Origin of the sequence: Cohnella phaseoli (genome assembly GCF_003386235.1) — a bacterium.
Taxonomy (GTDB): domain Bacteria; phylum Bacillota; class Bacilli; order Paenibacillales; family Paenibacillaceae; genus Cohnella; species Cohnella phaseoli.
Genome location: NZ_QRDZ01000002.1, coordinates 258,622 through 280,031, shown reverse-complemented (window position 1 = coordinate 280,031; position 21,410 = coordinate 258,622). Strand labels below are relative to the sequence as shown.

The 21,410-nt window shown below is 56.5% G+C and carries 18 protein-coding genes; 17 read left to right on the top strand and 1 reads right to left on the bottom strand.

Features of this window, described 5'->3' with window-relative positions:
* Both cobA and hemB read left to right on the top strand, forming a co-directional pair.
* Nucleotides 1-1,536: a uroporphyrinogen-III C-methyltransferase gene (gene cobA, locus DFP98_RS03355; protein ID WP_116059143.1), complete on the top strand. Its 1,536-nt coding sequence runs from the start codon at nt 1-3 to the stop codon at nt 1,534-1,536.
* Between the two features lie 44 nt (nt 1,537-1,580).
* Nucleotides 1,581-2,570, top strand: coding sequence for a porphobilinogen synthase (gene hemB, locus DFP98_RS03350; protein ID WP_116059142.1), 990 nt, complete (start codon nt 1,581-1,583; stop codon nt 2,568-2,570).
* Between the two features lie 15 nt (nt 2,571-2,585).
* On the opposite strand, the gene DFP98_RS03345 is transcribed toward hemB, so the two are convergent.
* A complete protein-coding gene (locus DFP98_RS03345) occupies nt 2,586-3,248 on the bottom strand; it encodes a Crp/Fnr family transcriptional regulator (RefSeq protein WP_181917464.1) in 663 nt (220 codons plus the stop codon).
* A 107-nt stretch (nt 3,249-3,355) separates the two neighbouring features.
* Here DFP98_RS03345 and hemL point away from each other — a divergent pair, with 107 nt between their 5' ends.
* The 15 genes from hemL to DFP98_RS03270 all read left to right on the top strand — a co-directional run bounded on the left by hemL (nt 3,356) and on the right by DFP98_RS03270 (nt 21,383).
* Entirely contained in the window at nt 3,356-4,657 is a 1,302-nt protein-coding gene (gene hemL / locus DFP98_RS03340) for a glutamate-1-semialdehyde 2,1-aminomutase (protein WP_116059140.1), read from the top strand.
* A 159-nt stretch (nt 4,658-4,816) separates the two neighbouring features.
* Nucleotides 4,817-6,115 carry a LysM peptidoglycan-binding domain-containing protein gene (locus DFP98_RS03335; RefSeq protein WP_116059139.1) on the top strand — a complete coding sequence of 433 codons (1,299 nt, stop codon included), beginning with the start codon at nt 4,817-4,819 and terminating at the stop codon, nt 6,113-6,115.
* Between the two features lie 657 nt (nt 6,116-6,772).
* The gene (locus DFP98_RS03330; RefSeq protein ID WP_116059138.1) at nt 6,773-9,439 is read left to right on the top strand and encodes a valine--tRNA ligase; all 2,667 of its coding nucleotides are present in this window, start codon (nt 6,773-6,775) and stop codon (nt 9,437-9,439) included.
* An 18-nt stretch (nt 9,440-9,457) separates the two neighbouring features.
* Nucleotides 9,458-10,843, top strand: a complete 1,386-nt coding sequence (locus DFP98_RS03325; protein ID WP_116059137.1) for a bifunctional folylpolyglutamate synthase/dihydrofolate synthase — start codon at nt 9,458-9,460, stop codon at nt 10,841-10,843.
* A gap of 7 nt (nt 10,844-10,850) precedes the next feature.
* The gene (gene murC, locus DFP98_RS03320; protein ID WP_116059136.1) at nt 10,851-12,239 is read left to right on the top strand and encodes a UDP-N-acetylmuramate--L-alanine ligase; all 1,389 of its coding nucleotides are present in this window, start codon (nt 10,851-10,853) and stop codon (nt 12,237-12,239) included.
* Between the two features lie 104 nt (nt 12,240-12,343).
* Nucleotides 12,344-13,675: an SPOR domain-containing protein gene (locus DFP98_RS03315; RefSeq protein WP_116059135.1), complete on the top strand. Its 1,332-nt coding sequence runs from the start codon at nt 12,344-12,346 to the stop codon at nt 13,673-13,675.
* 154 nt (nt 13,676-13,829) lie between these two features.
* Entirely contained in the window at nt 13,830-14,072 is a 243-nt protein-coding gene (locus DFP98_RS03310; RefSeq protein ID WP_116059134.1) for a DUF4321 domain-containing protein, read from the top strand.
* Between the two features lie 193 nt (nt 14,073-14,265).
* Nucleotides 14,266-15,072 carry a Maf family protein gene (locus DFP98_RS03305; protein ID WP_116059287.1) on the top strand — a complete coding sequence of 269 codons (807 nt, stop codon included), beginning with the start codon at nt 14,266-14,268 and terminating at the stop codon, nt 15,070-15,072.
* 372 nt (nt 15,073-15,444) lie between these two features.
* Nucleotides 15,445-16,134 carry a RadC family protein gene (gene radC, locus DFP98_RS03300; protein WP_281275121.1) on the top strand — a complete coding sequence of 230 codons (690 nt, stop codon included), beginning with the start codon at nt 15,445-15,447 and terminating at the stop codon, nt 16,132-16,134.
* A gap of 84 nt (nt 16,135-16,218) precedes the next feature.
* Nucleotides 16,219-17,250 carry a rod shape-determining protein gene (locus DFP98_RS03295; protein WP_116059133.1) on the top strand — a complete coding sequence of 344 codons (1,032 nt, stop codon included), beginning with the start codon at nt 16,219-16,221 and terminating at the stop codon, nt 17,248-17,250.
* A 21-nt stretch (nt 17,251-17,271) separates the two neighbouring features.
* The gene (gene mreC, locus DFP98_RS03290) at nt 17,272-18,168 is read left to right on the top strand and encodes a rod shape-determining protein MreC (protein WP_246016392.1); all 897 of its coding nucleotides are present in this window, start codon (nt 17,272-17,274) and stop codon (nt 18,166-18,168) included.
* 2 nt (nt 18,169-18,170) lie between these two features.
* Nucleotides 18,171-18,695 carry a rod shape-determining protein MreD gene (gene mreD / locus DFP98_RS03285; protein ID WP_116059131.1) on the top strand — a complete coding sequence of 175 codons (525 nt, stop codon included), beginning with the start codon at nt 18,171-18,173 and terminating at the stop codon, nt 18,693-18,695.
* A gap of 72 nt (nt 18,696-18,767) precedes the next feature.
* Nucleotides 18,768-19,433, top strand: coding sequence for a septum site-determining protein MinC (gene minC, locus DFP98_RS03280; protein ID WP_425455509.1), 666 nt, complete (start codon nt 18,768-18,770; stop codon nt 19,431-19,433).
* 3 nt (nt 19,434-19,436) lie between these two features.
* A complete protein-coding gene (gene minD / locus DFP98_RS03275) occupies nt 19,437-20,231 on the top strand; it encodes a septum site-determining protein MinD (protein ID WP_116059129.1) in 795 nt (264 codons plus the stop codon).
* Nucleotides 20,232-20,237: 6 nt separating this feature from the next.
* Entirely contained in the window at nt 20,238-21,383 is a 1,146-nt protein-coding gene (locus DFP98_RS03270) for an FtsW/RodA/SpoVE family cell cycle protein (protein WP_116059128.1), read from the top strand.
* Nucleotides 21,384-21,410: the final 27 nt, after the last annotated feature.

Sequence of the window (21,410 nt, the reverse complement as noted above, 5' to 3'; positions counted from 1 at the left end):
GTGGAAAAAGGCAAAGTGTATCTGGTCGGGGCCGGTCCCGGAGATCCGAAATTGATCACGGTTCGCGGTCAGGAGGCGTTGAAACGCGCCGATGTCGTCGTATACGACCGTCTGGCGGGCCCTCATCTGCTTAATTATGCGCGCGCCGAAGCGGAGAGAATTTATGTCGGGAAGCTTCCGGATCGCCATACGATGAAGCAGGAGGCGATCAATCAGCTGCTGGTCGATTTGGCTCTGCAGGGCAAAACGGTCATTCGGCTAAAGGGCGGGGATCCTACCGTATTCGGGCGCGTCGGAGAAGAGGCTGAGTTGCTTAAGCGCAACGGCATTACTTACGAGATTATTCCGGGCATCACTTCGGCGATCGCGGTTCCGGCATATGCGGGCATTCCCGTTACCCATCGCGATCTGGCTTCCTCCTTTTCCGTCATTACGGGTCATGAAAGTCCGGAAAAGCTCGACCATTCGATCTATTGGGACAAGGTGACGAACGCGACGGGAACGCTTGTGTTTCTGATGGGAGTTGCCAAGATCGGATATATTAGCGAACAGTTGATCAAACACGGCCGGACGCCCGAGACTCCGGTGGCCCTTGTCCGATGGGGGACGAGAGCGGAGCAGCGCACGGTTGCCGGTACGCTGGGCGATATCGAAGAGAAGGTGAAGGAGGCCAACCTGCAGCCGCCCGCCGTCATCGTCGTCGGAGACGTGGTCAAGCAGCGCGAGACGTTGGCTTGGGTGGAGAGCAAGCCTTTGTTCGGACGGCGCGTTCTCGTTACGCGCGCTCGTTCTCAGGCGAGCGAACTGGCGGCGAGAATCGACGAGTTGGGCGGGGAGCCGTACGAATTTCCTGTTATTGAGACGCGGCTGCCGGAAGGGGAAGAAGCCGAAAGCGCGATCGAACGCGCGCTTGTCCGCGCGGAGGAATACGACTGGGTGATGCTGACAAGCGTTAACGGCGTCGACTATTTCTTTCGCTGGCTGGAGCGGTTCGGCGTCGACATTCGTCGCTTTCACCGGGCCAAGTTCGCCGCTGTCGGCCCTAAGACGGCCGAGGCGCTGGCGCAGCGAGGCATCCGCGCCGATCTGCTGCCCGAGAGCTATCGCGCCGAGAGCTTGTTGGACAGTCTGGCGGATCAAGTTGCGGAAGGGCAGACGGCGCTGTTGGCGCGAGGGAATCTGGCAAGAGAGATTTTGCCTCAGGAGCTTAAGAAGAAGGGTGTTCGTACGGTCGAGATCGATGTTTACGAGACGGCGCTGTCCGTTCCGGCGGATATTTGGCTGCCGGAGATGCTGCAAAACGGAGAAATCCATATTGTAACGTTTACGAGCTCGTCTACGGTGCTTAATCTGCTTGAGTCGCTTCGCCGCCTGGGCGTCGAGGACCCGCAAGCGGCGCTTTCCCGGTGCGAGATCGCCTGCATCGGGCCGGTAACGGCCAGAACGGCGGAGCAGCACGGGCTGACGCCGACGATCGTGCCGGACGAGTATACGATAGAAGGTTTGGTTCAGGCGCTTGTTGGGAAGCGGGAATAAGACCAGGCGATGAATTCGCATTATGAAAGCGAGGATGAGGGAATATGGCCTTTCCGGTTGTTCGTAACCGCAGATTGAGAAGCTCGGCCGGGCTGAGAAGTCTTGTTAGAGAGACGAGGCTGGACGCGACCGATTTTATTATGCCGATCTTCATCACGGAAGGAGAAGGCGTGCAGGAGGAAATCTCCTCTATGCCGGGCGTTTATCATTGGTCGCTCGATACGATGGAACGGGAGCTGGCGGAGATTGCGGAAGCCGGCGTACAGTCCGTTATGGTATTCGGAGTGCCGGATCACAAGGACGCGTTGGGCACGTCCGCTTACGACGATAACGGCATTACGCAGCGGGCGATTCGCAAAATGAAGGCACTCTATCCGGAGCTCGTCGTTATTGCGGATAACTGTCTTTGTCAGTATACCGATCACGGGCATTGCGGCGTCGTGCATACGACGGAATGCGGCGCGGAGATCGACAACGACGAATCGCTGGAGCTGCTCGCTCGGACGGCGGTATCTCAGGCGCGCGCGGGAGCGGATATCATCGCTCCGTCGAACATGATGGACGGTTTTGTCTGGGCGATACGCAACGCGCTCGACGAAGCCGGATACAAGAACGTTCCGATAATGTCCTATTCGGTAAAATATTCGTCGGCTTATTACGGGCCATTCCGCGAAGCCGCTCATTCCGCGCCGCAATTCGGAGACCGTAGAACGTATCAGATGGATCCGGCGAACTCCCGCGAGGCGCTGCGCGAAGCGCAAAGCGACGTCGACGAGGGCGCGGATTTCCTGATGGTCAAGCCCGCGCTGGCTTATTTGGACATCATTCGTATGCTGAGGGACAGATATGCTCTGCCGATTGTGGCCTACAACGTTAGCGCGGAGTATTCGATGGTCAAGGCTGCGGCGTTGCAGGGATGGATCGACGAGAAGGCGATCGTGCTGGAGACGTTGACCGGCATGAAGCGCGCGGGGGCGGATCTGATTATTACGTATCATGCCAAGGACGCCGCGCGCTGGTTGCGGGAGGAGTAGAACGGAGGGGGCGGCTCAGCTGCGGAGCTTGTCGAGGTTAAGCCTGTATTCGCCCAGTTCGAAGTGCAGCACCCCTCGCGACTCCAATTCGCGGGTCACTTCCGAGAGAACGGTTTTGTTTACGCCGGCCATTTGCGCCAGTTCGTCGTAGTTAAGCGCCATAGGAATCGAAATGAGGTTGCCCTCGCGTCGGCCGTTGCGGTTGGCAAGCGCGATTAAATTTTTCAACACTCTCGTCCGTCCGTCGAGGAACGTCAAATCGTTGACATGCTCGTTGGTCGCGCGCAATCTGCGGCATAGCTCGGTCAGAATGCCTCGTGTGATATCAAAATGAGCCTGCAGCAGGTTCATGAACTGCTCGGAGGCCAATTCCAGTACGGTCGACTTTTCCAGCGTCTGGGCGGAAGCGGAGCGCGGTCTGCCGTCGAGCAGGGACAGCTCGCCGAAGCTTTCGCCGGTATTCGCGAGCGACAGCACCTTCTCGTCGCCGTTGGCGCTTCTCGTAAACAGCTTGATAGAGCCGCTGAGAATGACGTAGAAGGTAAGCCCCATTTCCTTCTCATGGAATAGAACCGTACCGGCGGGAAACGTTTTTTTCTGGGAAATGCGCAGAACGTGCTCCAACTGCTCGTCGTTCAAATTGTCGAAGAGCGATACTTTCTTTAACCATTCAATCATGGAATCATCTCTCCTGCTCCACATATATAGCGTTCGGTAGAAGGGTTAACAGCGCGTATTCAGTGTAACACAGCCTTTTCCAAATCTGATAGTAGGACGTGAAGAAGATGAGCGAAAAAGAGCGAATTCGTGTCGATTCCCGCTCCAGGGCGGAGTTCGAGCGCGCCAAGCGCTTCATTCCTGGCGGGGTGAACAGTCCGGTGCGGGCATTCAAATCGGTGGGGCTGACTCCACTTGTGATTGACAAGGGCGAAGGGAGCCGGATTACGGATATCGACGGCCAAACGTATATCGATTACGTGCTGAGCTGGGGGCCGTTGATTGCGGGCCACGCGCATCCGGAAGTCGTAGAGGCGATCAAGCGCACTGCGGAGAAAGGGACAAGCTTCGGCGCGCCGACCGAATTGGAGACGTTGATGGCGGAGCTCGTCTGCGAGCGGGTACCTTCCGTGGAAATCGTGCGTATGGTCAACTCCGGTACGGAAGCGACGATGAGCGCTTTGCGGCTTGCGCGCGGCTATACGAAGAGAAGCAAAATTCTGAAATTCGAAGGCTCCTATCACGGACATGCGGACAGTCTTCTGATCAAGGCGGGGTCCGGAGTGGCGACGTTAGGGCTTCCGGATAGCCCTGGCGTGCCCGAGAGCGTAGCCTCCCATACGTTGACCGTTCCATATAACGATCTCGATTCGGCGAAGCTGGCCTTCGAGCGGTACGGAGAAGAGATCGCGGCGGTTATCGTCGAGCCGGTAGCGGGCAATATGGGCGTCGTTCCGCCGCTGCCGGGTTTTCTGTCGGGTCTGAGGGAACTGACGACCCAGTATGGCGGCCTGCTTATTTTCGACGAGGTGATGACCGGCTTCCGGGTGGATCTCAACTGCGCGCAAGGATTGTACGGCGTAACGCCCGACCTGACATGCCTTGGCAAGGTGATCGGCGGCGGCCTTCCGGTCGGGGCATACGGCGGCAAGCGGGAGATTATGGAGCATATGGCTCCGGTCGGTCCGATCTATCAGGCGGGAACGCTGTCGGGCAACCCGCTGGCGATGGCTGCAGGCTATACGACGCTGAAGCTGATGACGCCGGAGGCTTACCAGCTTCTGGAGCGGCTGTCCGGTCGTCTGCAAGTCGGACTGCAGCGCAACGCCGATCAGCTCGGCGTTCCAATGACGATCAACCGCGTCGGGTCTATGGTCTGTCCGTTTTTTACGGACAAGCACGTCATCAATTACGACATCGCGAAGACGGCGGATACGCAGCGGTTCCGCAACGTATTCCGCAGCCTTCTGGACAACGGAGTCAACATCGCTCCTTCGCCGTTTGAGGGCTTGTTCGTTTCCACAGCGCATACGGAGCACGACATCGATCAGACAATCGAAGCGCATCGAATCGCGCTATCCGAGCTATAAAGCCGAATTGAAAGATATGCAAACAGCCTCTGCCCGTCTTGGCAGAGGTTGTTTGCATTTTCAGTCATGCTCGCCCATCCCCGGCATATAGATAATTAATGAATTGCACAGGTGTCGGTCTTATCGACCGAACGCTAATGCCGAAAGGAGGACTTCGTCGTGACGGATCAATTAAGCGGGCTGCGATTCGACATTTACGAGCGCGTGCATCTGCCTGATGATGTAGCCGCAATCGAAGAGCTGGAAGAAATCGAATTGGTACCTCATATGCAAGCTTTGCCTCAAGACGATCAAGTGCTGTTAAGGGGGCACTTGCTGCTGACGGGCGTTTACCAGTCGCAGGGCGGTTCAGGCTTGTCCCAGCTTGAGCACTGGATTCCGGTGGAGATCGCCCTTCCGCTTAACCGCATTCAGAGTGTGGAAGAGCTGGCGGTGGAGATCGATAATTTCGACGTCGACCTGCTGACGACTCGCTCCCTTAATGTAACGGGGGTGCTGGCGCTGCGGGGGCTGCAGATGCAATCCGTCCAAAGCCCGGTTTGGCGGGACGACAGCTTTACGGTCGTGCATCAAGCGCAGCCGGAAGACGCTCAGGACGCAAGCGCTCAGTTAAGGTCGGTTGAGCAGGAGGCTTCGTTCGGGTACGGCGATGTCAAGGCGGACGCAGAGACCGAAGCGGCGGAAGAGGCAGCGTTTCTTGGCGGGGAATTGGTCGAGCAGGAGCGCGTCGATGAATGGGGCTTGCAGCAGGAGACGGACGCGGCGTTTGCCCACGATGCCTCCAAAGAGGGCAAGGAGGCCAAGGAAAGCAGTTGGCTTTCGATGTTCCAGCAATTGGAGGAAGCAAGGAGCGATCAGGTTGAGACAGCGCAGGGATCTGCCGAGGGGGCGGATCTGACCGACAGCGGCGAAGGAGGCGTGCAGTGGGGCGACCTGTCAACGGGAAGACCCGCAGCAGAGCAGCTGGCCGAGGCCGGTCCGGGAATCGGAGCGGATGCCGAAAGCGATGGCGAAGAACCTCCGGTAGCGGAGTCCCAGCTTCCTGTGGCGGAAGAGAAGCAGGATTTGCGGGTAGCCTTGGGGGGCAAGCCCCTGGATTCCGCGGCGTCTTCCCAAGCCTCCGGAGTTGGATTGCTCAGTCAACTTGGCGATAAAGGCGCAAAGCGGGAGGCGCAGCTTCGCAGTCAGGAGGCGGCGCTGGCGGAGCAGCAGTCCGAGCAGGAAAGCAATGCGGCGCAGAATGCGAGATCGGGCGACGAAATCGAGTGGACGCGGCTGTTTCTAAGCGGCGGCTCGGAGGGACAATCGTTCCGTAAAGTCAGAATGTGCATCGTCCAGCGCGAGGAGACGCTTGAGGAGATCGCCAGCCGCTACAATCTCCAGATGCGCGAGCTTCAGCTGTACAATCGCTTGCAGGAGCCTTACTTGTCGGAAGGACAGGTGCTGTACATTCCCTAAGCCCGGAGCACGAAGGGGCTGTCTCATAAGCAGAGTTGCATGAGATGATCGATTAAACAAAGAAGGTGTATGTACCTCCCGGAGACTGCCTCATACGCTCCTGAAACCAGCTATTAACGGGTCTACCCATTCAAGTTTTCAGGAGCGTATAGCATCGGAGGGGGATACATACACCTATCTCCTTGTTCATCGATTTATCTTTCAGAGCAACTTGTTCGGCTTATGGGACAGCCTCTTCGTCGTTGCTCCAAAGCGCCGTATTGACTCTCTTACGGGTGGAGGGTAAAATAAGTTACAATAACGAGGATAGGGAAGAGCAGTCAGATCATCCTTCAGAGAGCGGGACCGCTGCCAAGGCAGCGCTGAGAGGTTCCGCGGCAAATGAGCTGCTGCGAGTCGCCCTGGAGTTTCCCGCTTTCGAAAGTCGGCCTGGGGCCGGCGATAGAACGGGACGGTGGCAACCGTTACTTTGCGTCGAGTGCCGTTACGAATCCGTTTGAGGGGATCGTGCGGAACGAAGGTGGTACCACGGAAGTTTACCTTTCGTCCTTTGTGACGGGAGGTTTTTGTTTTTTTTACGGCTCTAAGCGACTGTACAGCAGGCGCCAAGCCCTACGCAAACCGCGAATTGATGTCTCTATGGAGGTAGTGCCACACATGTCCGAATCCACGAAAACCCCGAACGTCGAATTGCCGACGACCTACGACCCGACAAGCGCCGAGCGCAAATGGTACGACCATTGGCTGAAGAGCGGCTATTTTCAAGCCGGACGCCGACCTGACGCACCTAAATACACGATCGTCATTCCGCCGCCGAACGTAACGGGCATGCTGCACATCGGGCATGCGCTCGATTTTACGTTGCAGGATATTCTGATCCGCTTCAAGCGGATGCAGGGCTTTGACGCGCTCTGGCTGCCGGGAACCGATCATGCGGGCATCGCCACCCAGACGAAGGTGGAGCAGAAGCTGCGAGAAGAGGGCAAGAGCCGCTACGATCTCGGCCGCGAGGCGTTCCTGGAGAAGGTGTGGGAGTGGAAGGAGCTGTATGCGGGAACGATCCGCGACCAATGGTCGAAAATGGGGCTCAGCCTCGACTATTCCCGCGAGCGGTTTACGCTGGACGACGGCCTGTCGAAGGCGGTGCGCCAGGTGTTCGTGCGCCTGTACGACAAAGGGTTGATCTATCGCGGCAAACGGATCATTAACTGGGATCCGGCAGCTCGCACCGCTTTGTCGGACATTGAGGTCGAACATAAGGAAGTAAACGGACATCTGTATCATCTCCGTTATCCGCTTGCCGACGGCAGCGGATCGATTACGGTCGCGACAACGCGTCCGGAAACGATGCTCGGAGATACGGCTGTCGCCGTTCATCCGGAGGACGAGCGCTACAAGCATCTGATCGGCAAAATGATCCTGCTGCCGATCGTTAACCGCGAGATTCCGATTGTCGGCGACGAATATGTCGACAAGGAGTTCGGCAGCGGCGCAGTCAAGATTACGCCTGCGCACGATCCGAACGACTTCGAGGTCGGCGCAAGGCACGACCTGCCGCAAATTACGGTGATGGACGAAGGCGGCAAGATGAACGAGTTCGCCGGTCCGTACAATGGACTGGACCGCGCGGATTGCCGCAAGGCGATCGTCAAGGACTTGCAGGAGCAAGGCGTCTGCATCAACATTGAGGATCATGTGCACCAGGTCGGACACAGCGAGCGCTCCGGCGCGGTCGTCGAGCCGTATTTATCCACGCAGTGGTTCGTCAACATGAAGCCGCTCGCCGAGCAAGCGATCGTTTCGCAGAAGTCGGGAGCGGGCGTTAACTTCGTGCCGGACAGGTTCGAGAAAATTTATCTGCACTGGATCGAGAACGTGCGCGACTGGTGCATATCCCGTCAGCTCTGGTGGGGACACCGCATTCCGGCCTGGTACCACGAGACGACCGGCGAGATTTACGTCGGCATGGAAGCGCCGGAGGGCGCGGAGCAGCCGGGCTCGCCGTGGAAGCAGGACAACGACGTACTGGATACGTGGTTCAGCTCGGCGCTGTGGCCGTTCTCCACGCTGGGCTGGCCGGAGGACAGCGAAGACTTCAAACGCTACTATCCGACCGCTGTGCTCGTGACCGGCTACGACATCATCTACTTCTGGGTTGCCCGGATGATTTTCACGGCGCTGGAGTTTACCGATCGCATTCCGTTTAAGGATGTGCTTATTCACGGCCTTGTCCGCGACGCGGACGGCCGCAAAATGTCCAAATCGCTTGGCAACGGCGTCGATCCGCTCGAGGTGATCGAGAAGTACGGCGCGGATGCGATGCGCTTTATGATCTCGACCGGCAGCACGCCAGGTCAGGATTTGCGCTTCCGTTTCGAGAAGGTCGAGCAGGCGCGCAACTTCGCCAACAAGATCTGGAACGCTTCGCGCTTCGCGTTGATGAACCTGGAAGGCTTCACGCATGAACAGATCGATCTGAGCGGCGAGCTGTCGACCGCGGATCGCTGGATTTTGCACCGCTTTAACGAAACCGCCCGCGACATTACTCGTCTGATGGAGAACTACGAGTTCGGAGAAACCGGACGCTTGCTGTACAACTTCATCTGGGACGATCTATGCGATTGGTATATCGAATTTTCCAAGCTTACGCTGTACGGGGACGACCCCGCGGCCAAGCGCAGCACGCAGTCGGTGCTGGCCTATGTGCTGGATCGCACTCTGCGTCTGCTGCACCCGTTCATGCCGTATTTGTCCGAGGAGATTTGGCAGCATCTGCCTCACGAGCCGGGCGAGACGATTATGCTGGCGGCTTGGCCGGAATACCGCGCCGACTTCGAAGCTTCGGGCTCCGTCAAGGAGATGGAGCTGCTGATGGAGGCAATCCGCGCGGTTCGCAACATTCGCGCGGAAGTGAATGTATCCCCGGGAAAGAAAATCGAGCTGCTGCTGAAACCGACGGGAGAGGCGGAAGAAGCGATTTTCTCGCGAAACGAAATTTACATTCAACGTTTCTGCAATACGTCCGCCTATACGCTCGATCGCGCGTTGACGCCTCCGGACAAGGCGATGACGGCGATCGTGACGGGAGCCGAGCTGTACTTGCCGCTCGCCGGATTGATCGACATTGCCCAGGAAATTGCTCGTTTGAACAAAGAGCTGGACGGTTTAAATGCTGAAGTGGAGCGGGTCGAGAAGAAGCTCTCCAACGAAGGCTATATTTCCAAAGCTCCGGCGCATGTCGTTGAGCAGGAGCGGGCCAAAGGACAGGATTACCGCGACAAGCGCGACAAGGTGCTGGCGAGAATCGCCGAGCTGCAAGGATGACGGGAGGCGCAAGGCAACATGACTAATGACAAACAAGCCGAACAGATTGCCTTCCGCACGGCCGAGGAAGCGATGGCTTGGATTACCGGGCTGACCGCTTTCGGCATCCGTCCGGGCCTTGACCGGATCCAGGCGTTGATGGAACGATTCAACCATCCGGAGCGGAGGCTGAAGTTCATCCATGTGGCGGGAACGAACGGCAAAGGCTCGGTATGCGCCTATCTGACGAGCGTGCTGCTGAAAAGCGGATACGACGTGGGGACGTTTACGTCCCCTTATCTCACCTCTTATTCCAACCGTCTGCAATACAACGCAGAAGACATCGCCGATGAGCATCTCGTAATGCTCGCCAATCGGCTGAAGCCAGCGGCGGAGGAACTGGCTGGGGGCGAGTTAGGCGCGCCTACGATGTTCGAGGTAACGACGGCGCTGGCACTGCTCTATTACGGAACGGTTTCGTTCCCTGATTACGTCGTGTGGGAGACCGGACTTGGCGGCCGTTTGGATGTGACCAACGTCGTCACCCCGGTGGTCAGCATTATTACCAACGTCGGCCACGACCATATGGACGTGCTTGGACCGACGCTGACCGATATCGCCCGCGAGAAGGCCGGCATTATCAAGTCGGGCGTGCCCGTCGTTACATCGGTCACCCAGCCGGAGGTCGTGCAGGTCGTCGAAGAGACGGCGCGCGCGCGCAAAGCGACCGTATACCGGGCGGGAGAGCAGTTCGTCAGCGAAACGTTGACCGTGGCGGAAGATGAACAGAGCTTTTCTTTCCGCAGCCCATTCCGGGCTATTCCTGCTTTGACGATTACGCTAAGCGGCGAGCATCAGATCGCGAACGCGGCGGCGGCGGTCATGGCGCTTGAAGTGCTGCGTCAGTATTGCGCGCTGATCGTCGACGACGAGCATTTGGAAGCCGGTTTGAAGGAGACCAAATGGCCCGGAAGGCTGGAGATGGTATCCCGCCAGCCGAGAATTCTAATCGACGGAGCGCACAATCCGGAGGGGATGGAGGCGCTTAGCCGCGCTCTGAAGAACGTATATACGTTCGATCGCCTGAATGTAATGATGGCGATGATGCCGAATAAGAATCATGAGCATTCATTGCGGCATATACTACCATTGGTGGATACGCTTGTGATTACGGAACCGGATTTTCATAAAAAAATGAATGCCGACGAGCTCGCCGCCGTCGCGGCGCGGGTGGCCGCAGAGCTGGATCTGTCGCCTACCGTGATCGTGGAGCCGGATTGGCGGCGCGCGCTGGAGTTGCTGCTCGGGGCTTCATCTTCAGCCGGGGATGCGAACGTGCTGAACGCGGTGACCGGTACGCTGTACCTGATCGCGGACGTCCGTTCTTGGCTGCTTCAAGGCACGAAATCTGAAAAAGGCTGGTGAAGCTTCGTTGCAGACTGCAGAACATGTGCATTTTATCGGCATCGGCGGCTACGGCATGAGCGCCATCGCCCGGGTTATGCTGGAGATGGGCTATCGCGTGTCGGGCTCCGATGTAGCGAGCCAGGAGCTGACCGAGAAGTTGGCAGCCAAAGGCGCGCAAATTTTTATCGGTCATGAAGCGGGTAACGTACAGGGGGCCGATCTCGTCGTTTATTCGACGGCTTTGTCCAAGGACAACGTCGAGCGTCGGGAGGCGGAGAGGCTTAACATTCCCGTCTTGCACCGTGCCGAAATGCTGGCTCGTCTGTTGAACGCCCGTACAGGCATCGCGGTTGCCGGCGCGCACGGGAAGACGACGACCTCCTCCATGATCGCTCTCGTCATGGAGAATTGTCGGCTCGATCCGACTTACATTATCGGCGGGGAAATTATGAACGTCGGTACGAACGCGAAGGCGGGCAAAGGCCCGTTCGTCGTTGCGGAGGCGGACGAGAGCGACGGCTCCTTCCTCCAATACGAGTCGGCGATCGGCGTCGTGACGAACATCGAGGCCGACCATCTGGAGAACTACGACGGCGATTTCAATAAATTGAAAGCGGCATACGTATCGTTCCTGCGCAACATCAAGTCCGACGGTTGCGCCGTCGTCTGCGCGGACGACGAGAACATTCGGGAGCTGCTGCCTCAGGTTCAGGACAAACGGGTAATCACTTACGGCGCAGAGGCCGGAGACGCGGATTACAAAGCGACGAATATTGAGCTTGGAGACCGCTGCGTCTCGTTCACGGTCAGCCATCGCGGCGAGGAGCTCGGCCAAGTGTCCTTGTCCGTTCCAGGTCGCCATAACGTGTATAACGCTTTGGCAACCATTATCGTATGTCTGGAGGCGGGTGCGCCGTTCCAAACAATCGCGGAAGCGATTCAGGAGTTCCGCGGCGCTAAGAGACGGTTTCAAGTGGTTGGCGAAGTGAAGGACATGCTGGTCATCGACGACTACGCGCATCATCCGACGGAGATTCAGGCGACGATCCAGGCCGCCAAAGCGACTGGAAAACGAATAATCGCCGTATTCCAGCCCCAACGATATACAAGGACGTATTTCTTGTTCGACGCATTCAGCAAAGCGTTCGCGGGTGCGGACGAAGTGTTTATTACCGACATCTACTCGCCGGCCGGCGAGCAGAAAATCGAAGGCGTCAGCTCCCGCAAGCTCGTGGAGATGATCGCCGAGAACAGTAATCCGAACGTTTCCTACGTGCCCACAAGGGAAGAAGTTCGAGACATTCTCGCCGAACGGCTGGCCCCAGGCGATCTTGTGCTGACGATGGGAGCCGGAGATATTTGGAAAACGGCTGTCGAGCTGTCCCGTTTGTTGAAGGAACGGGAAACCGAATAAACGCAACCGCTCCGGCCTTGAGAGGCCCGGGGCGGTTTTTTGTTCATATTTCTCTCTCTTCTCTCATATTCTATTTCATAGATTAGGACAAGGAGAGAAGCCGCATGCCATCCAACGCCAGAATGACCATTCGTTTCGAACCGCAGGCCAAACCGAAGCCGAAGACGAGCGAATTGCCCGCGGTCGTTCAGACCGAACCGAAGACCAAATCGAGCGGGCTGCCTGCGGCCCTTCAACCCGAGCCGATCGAAATAAAACCGACGTCGCAAGAGACAGTTCCCGCCGCCCCGCCGGCGTTCGAGGCCTGGAAAGGCGCTTATCCGGACGACATTCACGCGTTGGAGGAAATCATTCGGAAATCGGACTCGCCCCGCCAACCGCTGCTAGCGGAGAAAGCTTTCTCTTCCGATCCGAAGCGCAAAAAAGCTCGCGATGACCTTGAGGATATCACCGTGCTGGAATGGCTGGAGCGAGAGCGCGAAAATAATACGGACAAGCCTGCCGACGGATACGGGGACGGGAAAACGTCCGGAGCCGACAACGGTTGGTACGATTCGATTACGACAACCGAAATCGTCCGCGAGCGCGGCCCTTCCTGGGGCAGAGTGGTGCTATCCGTAACAGGAGCAATCGCGACCGGCGTGCTGTTCGGCTACGTGGCGCTTGGTTTGTTCACCGGCGACTCATTGTTTCCGAAACAGCCGGAAGTCGCGCCTGCCGCGCTGCCGGCTCAGTCCTCCGCAGCGGTCTCCGCACCCGTCGCATCGGCGGAGAAGGGGGGAGCGACAGCGACAGAGGGGACAAGCGGAGCCGTTTCCGCGAAGGCCGTTTCCGAGGCGGGAGCCAGCCGTTATTACTTGCTGCAGTTCGGCGTGTTCCGCAGCCAAGAAAGCATGGAGACTGCCGCAGGACAGCTCAAAGATAAAGGGTACTCCTGGGGGACGGATGCGAGCGACGGCTACCGCGTGTATGCGGCGGCGGCGCTGACGAAGGAGGAGGCCGAGCTGCTGGCTGCGCAGATGACCGGTCTGGACGTTTACATCAAGCCAATCGAAGGCGCCGCGCTGGAGGTCGGCTCGGGCGCTTTGACCGGAGACGGAGCGGAGTTTATCGATGCGGGCGCGGCCATGATTCGCGAGCTTGTCCGGGTATCGGGTGCGGGATTGCAGGAGCGGCAGCCTTCGGCGCTCAGCGATAAGCGGCTTGCCGAATGGCAGGCGGCTCAGGAGCGCTGGAAGAAGGCTGCCTCACATGCGAAAGCTTTGGGAAGCGGGGCCTCGGAAGAAACGGCGGCAATGACGCAAGCTCTGAAGGCCGGCGAGGCGGCCATGGCCGAGTATTTGCGCGAGCCGTCCCGGAAGCAGCTGTGGAATATGCAGACGGCGGCGATGAGCGCGCTGCTCGCGGACCATCGTTTGCGTGCGATTTTGCGCTAAATTCCGCACAATCGGCTTCCGTATGCTTCTTCGGGACTTTAGAACGGGACAGTCTGCATCGTTCAGGCTGTCTTTTGTTATATCCGTTGTGCGACTTGTACGAGGGCCGTATAATGAAAGAGAAGTGTTGAAGAATGGTGGGAGACAGGGATAAATGAAGAAAAACGGATGGATTCTGCTGCTGTTTATCTTTCTCGGACTGCTGGCCGGCGCGTTGCTCGCGAATTGGCTGAAGGAGGTTCCGGGACTCTCTTTCTTGACCCGCGCGATGGAGGTCAGTTGGTCGCCGGCTGCAGATTTGGCGGTAATCAAATACAGCTTGAATCTTGAAATTCGGCTAAGCCTGCTCAGCGTGATCGGCGCAGCCGTCGCAATCTGGCTTTATCGTAAAATGTAACTGCGGCCGGAGGGCCGAAAATAAAAAAAGCTTCGGGGCTGTCTCCTGGCATTCCCGCAGCTTTTTTTAATCCGTATGATTATTATCGCGTCATTGAAGGCGATTCAATCCGCTTTTCTGGTTATGCTGATGGAGAAGACTTCGATGAACTCAATGTATGCCTATCGTTTGGGAGGAATTTATCGTGAATGCAATGTCGCCTTCAACAACCGATCATTCGCAGGGTGCCGACATTTCCGCGCCGCTGCTCATACTGGCCTCCTCGTCGCCGAGACGACAGGAGCTGGTACGTACGTTCCGGCTTCCTTACAAAGTTGTCGTTAGCGATGCGGACGAGGCTGTCGAGCCGAACATGTTGCCGGAGCAGGTTGTGGAGGAGCTGTCTTTAAGGAAAGCGCAGGCTGTACTGGAGCATAAGCTGTCCGCGGAAGACAAGCCGGGCATCGTAATTGGTTCGGATACGATCGTTGTGCTGGAGGATCGGATTCTTGGCAAACCCGTTGACGAGGCCGACGCCTTCTCGATGCTCAAAGGGCTTCAGGGCCGTACTCATCGGGTGTATAGCGGAGTGGCCTGCATCCATACGGATACAGGAGAAGAGCCAGACAGCCACGAGACTGCGGATGGCGCCGGGGGTATGAGCCGTCTGCCGGAGAAGGAGGGCGAGTCTTCCGGCGAAGTCGGAGCTGTGGCGCTTGGAGATACCGGTCAATATCGCTTATGGTCGCGATTGCCGGGCGGGAGTCCCGGAGCTATTGTGGGCCACACGGTTAGCCATGTGACTTTCCGGCCTATGAGCGACGAGGAGATTTATGCCTACATAAAAACCGGCGAGCCGCGCGATAAGGCGGGAAGTTACGGGGTACAGGGACTTGGCGCGGTTTTTATCGAGAAAATCGAAGGCGATTTTTACAGTGTCATGGGGCTGCCCTTGAATATGCTTTATCAGATGCTATTAACGTTTAAAGCCGATCCCTTTAAAACGTTCTATGAGCGTTGATCCGTGCGATCCGTATTAGAAAATTTTAAGGATTACCTTCGACATCCGATTTGAACTTATCTGAAGCTAAATCCGTCGAATAGGGAAGCGTCTCTACGCGGAAAATATACGATGGAGGGGTGTTTTATTTTACGATTTGGAGGGAAGTCGGAGATTCGATTCCGGGTATGAAATCATGATATAATAAAAGATACAAGCATAAACGGCTTAAGCCGTCCTGAGGATCGGTAGGGATAACGTTTATGTCGGAGACGATTTCCAAGAAGGCTCGCGAATGTCATCCTTTCTGAATCATGCATCAAGGGATGCCCCCTCTTCGAACGACGAAGCCAATTCCGCAGCCGATGCGGCGTACGAAAGCTGGTTATCTCATTGGAGCAAAGATCTTTTCGCTTGAGAGAGCTTCCTTCCGGGGAACGCCCGCGGGAGCGCATGCAGCAGCATGGGGCGCAGGCGCTCAGCCATGCCGAACTGCTTGCTATTTTGCTGCGGACGGGAACACGGAACGAATCGGCGGTTTACTTGGCTCAGCGCATTCTGAACGAATGCGGAGGACTGAGGAAGTTGGCGGAGAGCGGCTGGGAGGAATTGACCCATATTCGCGGGATCGGTCCGGCCAAGGCGCTTCAGCTTCAGGCTTCCATCGAGCTGGGCCGAAGAATTGCCCGTTCCAAGCTGCCTGAGACGGTCAAGATTACTTGTCCTCAGGACGTTGCCGACCTTCTTATGGAGGAAATGCGGCATTACCGGGAGGAGCAATTCGTCTGCTTGTTCCTGAACACCAAAAATCATGTCATCGGCCGTCAGACGTTATCGATCGGCAGTCTTAACGCTTCCATCGTTCATCCGCGGGAAGTGTTCAAGGCGGCTATCAGGCGCAGCAGCGCATCGATTCTTTGCGCGCATAATCACCCCAGCGGCGACCCGACGCCGAGCGCAGAGGATCTTCAACTGACAAAGAGGCTGGCGGAAGCCGGTCAATTGCTGGGCATCGAGCTTCTCGACCATTTGGTAATCGGTGACAGCAGCTTTATTAGTTTGAAGGAGATGGGCTGCATATAATATAATGAGTTAGATTGTCCCGACGACTGAAGCGCAGCCTGAGCGTCAACCCAGCAGTCGCGGTCATAGCAGGAGGTAGCTAGAATGGTTGGAGGATTCACGCGTGATCTGGGCATCGATCTCGGAACCGCAAATACGCTTGTGTACATGAAAGGCAAGGGAATAGTCGTCAGAGAGCCGTCCGTGGTCGCTCTGCGTACTGATACAAAGAAAATCGAAGCGGTAGGCTCGGACGCGAAGAAAATGATCGGTCGTACGCCTGGCAACATTGTAGCCATACGTCCGATGAAAGACGGCGTAATCGCGGATTTCGAGACGACGGCGACGATGATTAAGTATTTTATTCGCAATGCGCAGAAGCCTCGGGCCATGTTCCCGCGCCACCCCGACGTGATGGTGTGCGTGCCTTCCGGCATTACGGCCGTCGAGAAACGCGCTGTAGAGGATGCCACGAAGCAGGCGGGAGCCAGGGAAGCCTATATTATCGAAGAGCCGTTCGCTGCGGCCATCGGAGCGGATTTGCCTGTGTGGGAACCGACCGGCAGCATGGTCGTCGATATTGGCGGCGGTACGACGGAAGTCGCCGTCATCTCGCTCGGCGGCATCGTTACAAGCAAGTCGATCCGCATTGCGGGAGACGAGATGGACGATGCGATTATCGCTTATATTAAGCGTCTGTACAACTTGATGATCGGAGAGCGGACCTCTGAGCAGCTCAAGATGGAGATCGGTTCCGCCATGCCTTTGGATAAGATCGAATCGATTGAAATTCGCGGGCGCGACCTTGTGAGCGGCTTGCCGAAGACGCTTGCAATCACTTCGGACGAGGTGACGGAAGCGTTGGCCGATACGGTCAATTCGATTATCGAGGCGGTTAAGGCGACGCTGGAGAAGTGTCCTCCGGAGCTGTCTGCGGACATTATGGATCGTGGTATCGTGCTGACCGGCGGCGGAGCTCTGCTGCGCAATTTGGACAAGCTGCTCGCTCGCGAGACGGGGATGCCGGTGCTGGTCGCCGAGAATCCGCTCGATTGCGTGGCGATCGGAACCGGCCGTGCGCTTGAGAACATCCATCTGTTCAAGTCCAAAGGCGGTTCGTCCCGATCCAGCCGATAAATCTTTAGATCGGGAAAGCAGGTGAGCGCGATCTTTCGCTTAATGCGCAATAAGCGTTTGTTTATTCTCATGATAGGGCTGATCCTGTTTATCGCCCTAATGGGGTTTACGTTCGGCAGAAACCGGTTAACTTGGCCGGAGAAGTTCGTCAGCGATGCCATCGGGACTGTGCAAGGCGTGTTTTACCGGCCGGTCGGAGCGGTTGCGGATTTCTTCCGCGACCTCGGCCGGCTTTCCGATGTCTATAAGGAGAATGAACAATTTCGTCAGACGGTTGCCCAGTACACGCAGGACCAAATCAAGTTCAACATGCTCGAAGCGAGAAATAAGGAGCTGGAAGAGCTGCTTGGTTTTACGGAGCACCAGAAGAACATGGACAACTATCGCTATCTTCCCGCGCAGGTCGTCGGCACCACGTCCAATCCGTACGAGAAGACGATCACGATCAACCTCGGAAGCAAGAACGGAATCAAGTCCGATATGGCTGTTCGTACGTCGGACGGGCTGGTCGGGATGGTAAGCAAAGTTAAAAATTTCACTTCCACCGTCACATTGATCACGAATTTGGATCCGAGCTCGTCCAAAGGCACACCCGTATCTGCGACTTTTTTAAGTAAACCGGACTCTTTCGGCATTATTGAATACGATGAGGAAACGAAAACACTGCTTATGTCTAAAATCGAGGAAAAAGACAAGCCGACGGACGGTGATACGGTCATCACTTCCGGACTCGGCAGCTTATTCCCGAAGGGCATTATTGTCGGGACGGTGAAGAGCAGCCAGGTCGGCGACTTCGGGTTGACCTATACGGCGGTAATCGAGCCTGCGGCCAAATTCGATCATCTTAGAGATGTGTTCGTCATCGTCGTGCCCGAATTGGATGATGTGAATGACGTGAATGAGGTGGATGAGCCGTGAGCATGCGCATCAACTGGGCGATTTTGCTGGGGCTTGTACTCGTAATTTTGGAAAATACGGTCGTGCCCTGGCTGATTCCGTCGGGCTGGAGCGACAGGCTGCTGCCTCATTTGACGTTCATTTTAACGATTTTCGTAGCAGGCTACGCAGGACGCCACCCCGCGTTTCTCTTTGGCCTCGGCTTCGGGTTGCTTCAGGATATGTTGGCATACGGGTACCTCATCGGGCCTTACGGCTTCGGTATGGGCTTGATCGGGTATTTCGCAGGCTTGCTCTCGGAATACAAGAGTTATACGATCGGTCTGTTCTCATGGGTGATTCTGGTGTTCGGAATGATTCTCGATTCTATCGTCTATTGGATTTATAATTTGTTTCGCCTTACGAATCTGCAGTTTGCGCATGTTTTTTATTGGCAGGTGGCGCCGACCGCGCTCCTGCAGCTGCTGATCGCTCTTCTGATGTACGTTCCGGTGCGCCGCTACTTGGTCAAGGCATTGCCATCCACGGGAGAAGACAGTTCGGAATAAGGCATGTTTGACCCGGTAGGCAGGAATTCCGCTTTGCGAAGCCGAATTTCAAATAGCGTAAGGAGGGCGGGCATCGTGACGGGCAAATCTATTATTACGATCAAAGGCGTCAAAGAGGGACTCGTCTTTCAACTGGACGACCAATGCGACTTCGTTGAACTGCTGGACGAGTTGAGCGCGAAATTGGACAAACACGGTCAGCAGTTCAACGGGCCGATCGTTCATATTTTTATAAAGCTTGGCGCAAGGCAACTGAGCGAAGAGGATAAGGAACGGCTGAAGGCGATTTTGCGCAAGCAGGGCAATCTGCTTGTTCAATCGATTGAAAGCGATCCGCCGGAGGCCGATCCGGATGCGAAGCCGGCTGCTCATCTGCATACGATGACAGGCATTATCCGATCCGGGCAGACGGTCGAGTACGAAGGGCATCTGCTTCTGATCGGAGACGTTAACCCCGGCGGCACGATCCGCTGCAGCGGGGACGTCTATGTGCTCGGAGCACTTCGGGGGAGCGTGCATGCGGGGACGCAGGGCAATGCGGAGGCTATCATTGCGGCCTCGCTCATGAGACCGACTCAGCTTCGTATCGCCGACATTATCAGCCGGCCTCCGGACGAATGGGCATCGGCCGAGCCTTGGATGGAATATGCGTTTCTGAACGAAGGCAAGATGTCCATCGATAAGTTGAGCGGCCTGGGACGTCACCGCAAAGAAGTCATGCTGTTCAAAGGAGTGTAGATCATGGGAGAAGCGATCGTTGTCACATCGGGCAAAGGCGGAGTCGGCAAGACGACGACATCGGCGAATTTGGGCACCGCCTTGGCGATTTTGGGACAGAAGGTATGCATGATCGATACCGACATCGGCTTGCGCAACCTGGACGTGGTCATGGGGCTTGAAAATCGGATCGTGTACGATCTGATCGACGTGGCCGAGGGACGCTGCCGGGTGAATCAGGCTTTAATCAAGGATAAGCGTTTCGATGAGCTGTATTTGCTGCCCGCAGCGCAGACAAAGGATAAAAACGATATTTCTCCGGATCAGGTGCGCCAGATCGTCGAGAGCTTGAAGCCGGATTTCGATTATATCATTATCGACTGTCCGGCGGGAATCGAACAGGGCTTTCGCAACGCCATCGCCGGCGCTTCCCAGGCGATCATTGTTACGACGCCGGAGAACGCCGCCGTTCGCGATGCGGATCGGGTAATCGGGCTGCTGGAGAAGAGCAATTTCCCGTCGCCCAAGCTGGTGATCAACCGCATACGTCCGGGCCTTGTCCGCAGCGGGGATATGCTTGAAGTGGACGATATTTGCCAAGTGCTTGCTATCGATCTGATCGGCATCGTGCCGGACGACGAGTCCGTCATCAAAGCTTCGAATTCCGGGGAGCCTACGGTGATGAACGTGAACTCCCGAGCCGCGCTCGCTTATCGCAACATCGCGCGGCGCATTTTGGGTGAAACGGTTCCTCTCTCCCATCTTGACGAGAAGTCGGGCATGTTTAGCAAAGTAAAGAAGTTTCTTGGAATGGGATGATCGGGCTTGCTTAACCGATTGAAGAATATCGACTGGATGATGCTGACGATCCTCCTGATGTTTATGGGAATCAGCACGCTCGCGGTCCGCAGCGCAACGTATAACAATCCCGCGTATGTGAATCATGATCTCAAGACCATGATCTTTTACGGGATTGGTTTCGGCGTCGTCCTCTTGGCGACGTTGGTCGATTACCGTTTGATTTTAAAAACGTGGTATGTCTGGTACGCCATCGGCATCATTATGCTATTGCTTATTTTTGTGCTGGTGGAGCCGAAGAACGGAGCGCGCAGCTGGTTCGAATTCGGCGAAGTGTCGTTTCAGCCGGCAGAGATCATGAAGCTGTTCCTCATCATCGGGATCGCGGCCATTATGGGACGAAGACAGGGAGACCCGCTGCGCATGCGCAGCGATGTGATGGTTGTGGCGGCGTTTTCCTTCGTGCCGTTCCTGCTCGTCATGCTCCAGCCGGATTTGGGCAACGCGATGATCTACATTTTTATCGTGCTCGGCATGTTGTGGATCGGCAATGTCCGCTATTCGTACGTCATGATCGGACTTGCTGCCGTGCTGGGCGGTTTGCTGCTGTTCGTTACGCTGTTTAATTCCTACAATGCGGAGATCGAATCCTATCTGAACGACCGCAAGCTAGGGCACTGGTACGAGAGGATCAATACGTACATTCACCCGGAGGAGGCGTCGGCCGATGCCAGACGTCAGTCCGAATACGCAATGATCGCCATCGGTTCCGGCGGGCTTGCAGGGGACGGCTACCTGCAGGGCGAATCCAAAAACCGCAAGTTTATTCCGTACACCTATTCGGACTCCATCTTCGTCGTCATCGGCGAGGAGTTCGGCTTTCAAGGCGCGGCGCTGCTGCTGCTGCTGTACTTCCTATTCATCTACCGGATGATTCTGATCGCATATCAATGCTACGACCGACGAGGGTCATTCATCATTATCGGCATTGCGACGATGATGGTGTTTCAGATTTTCCAGAACATCGGGATGATGATCGGGATTATGCCGATTACCGGCATAACGCTGCCCTTCATCAGCTACGGCGGCACATCGCTGCTGCTGAATATGCTGTCGATCGGACTAGTGTTCAGCATTAAAGCGCACCAGGAGAAAAACCAACTGGATCAATGACGAGCTTCATAGCGTCGGCCTGAACGG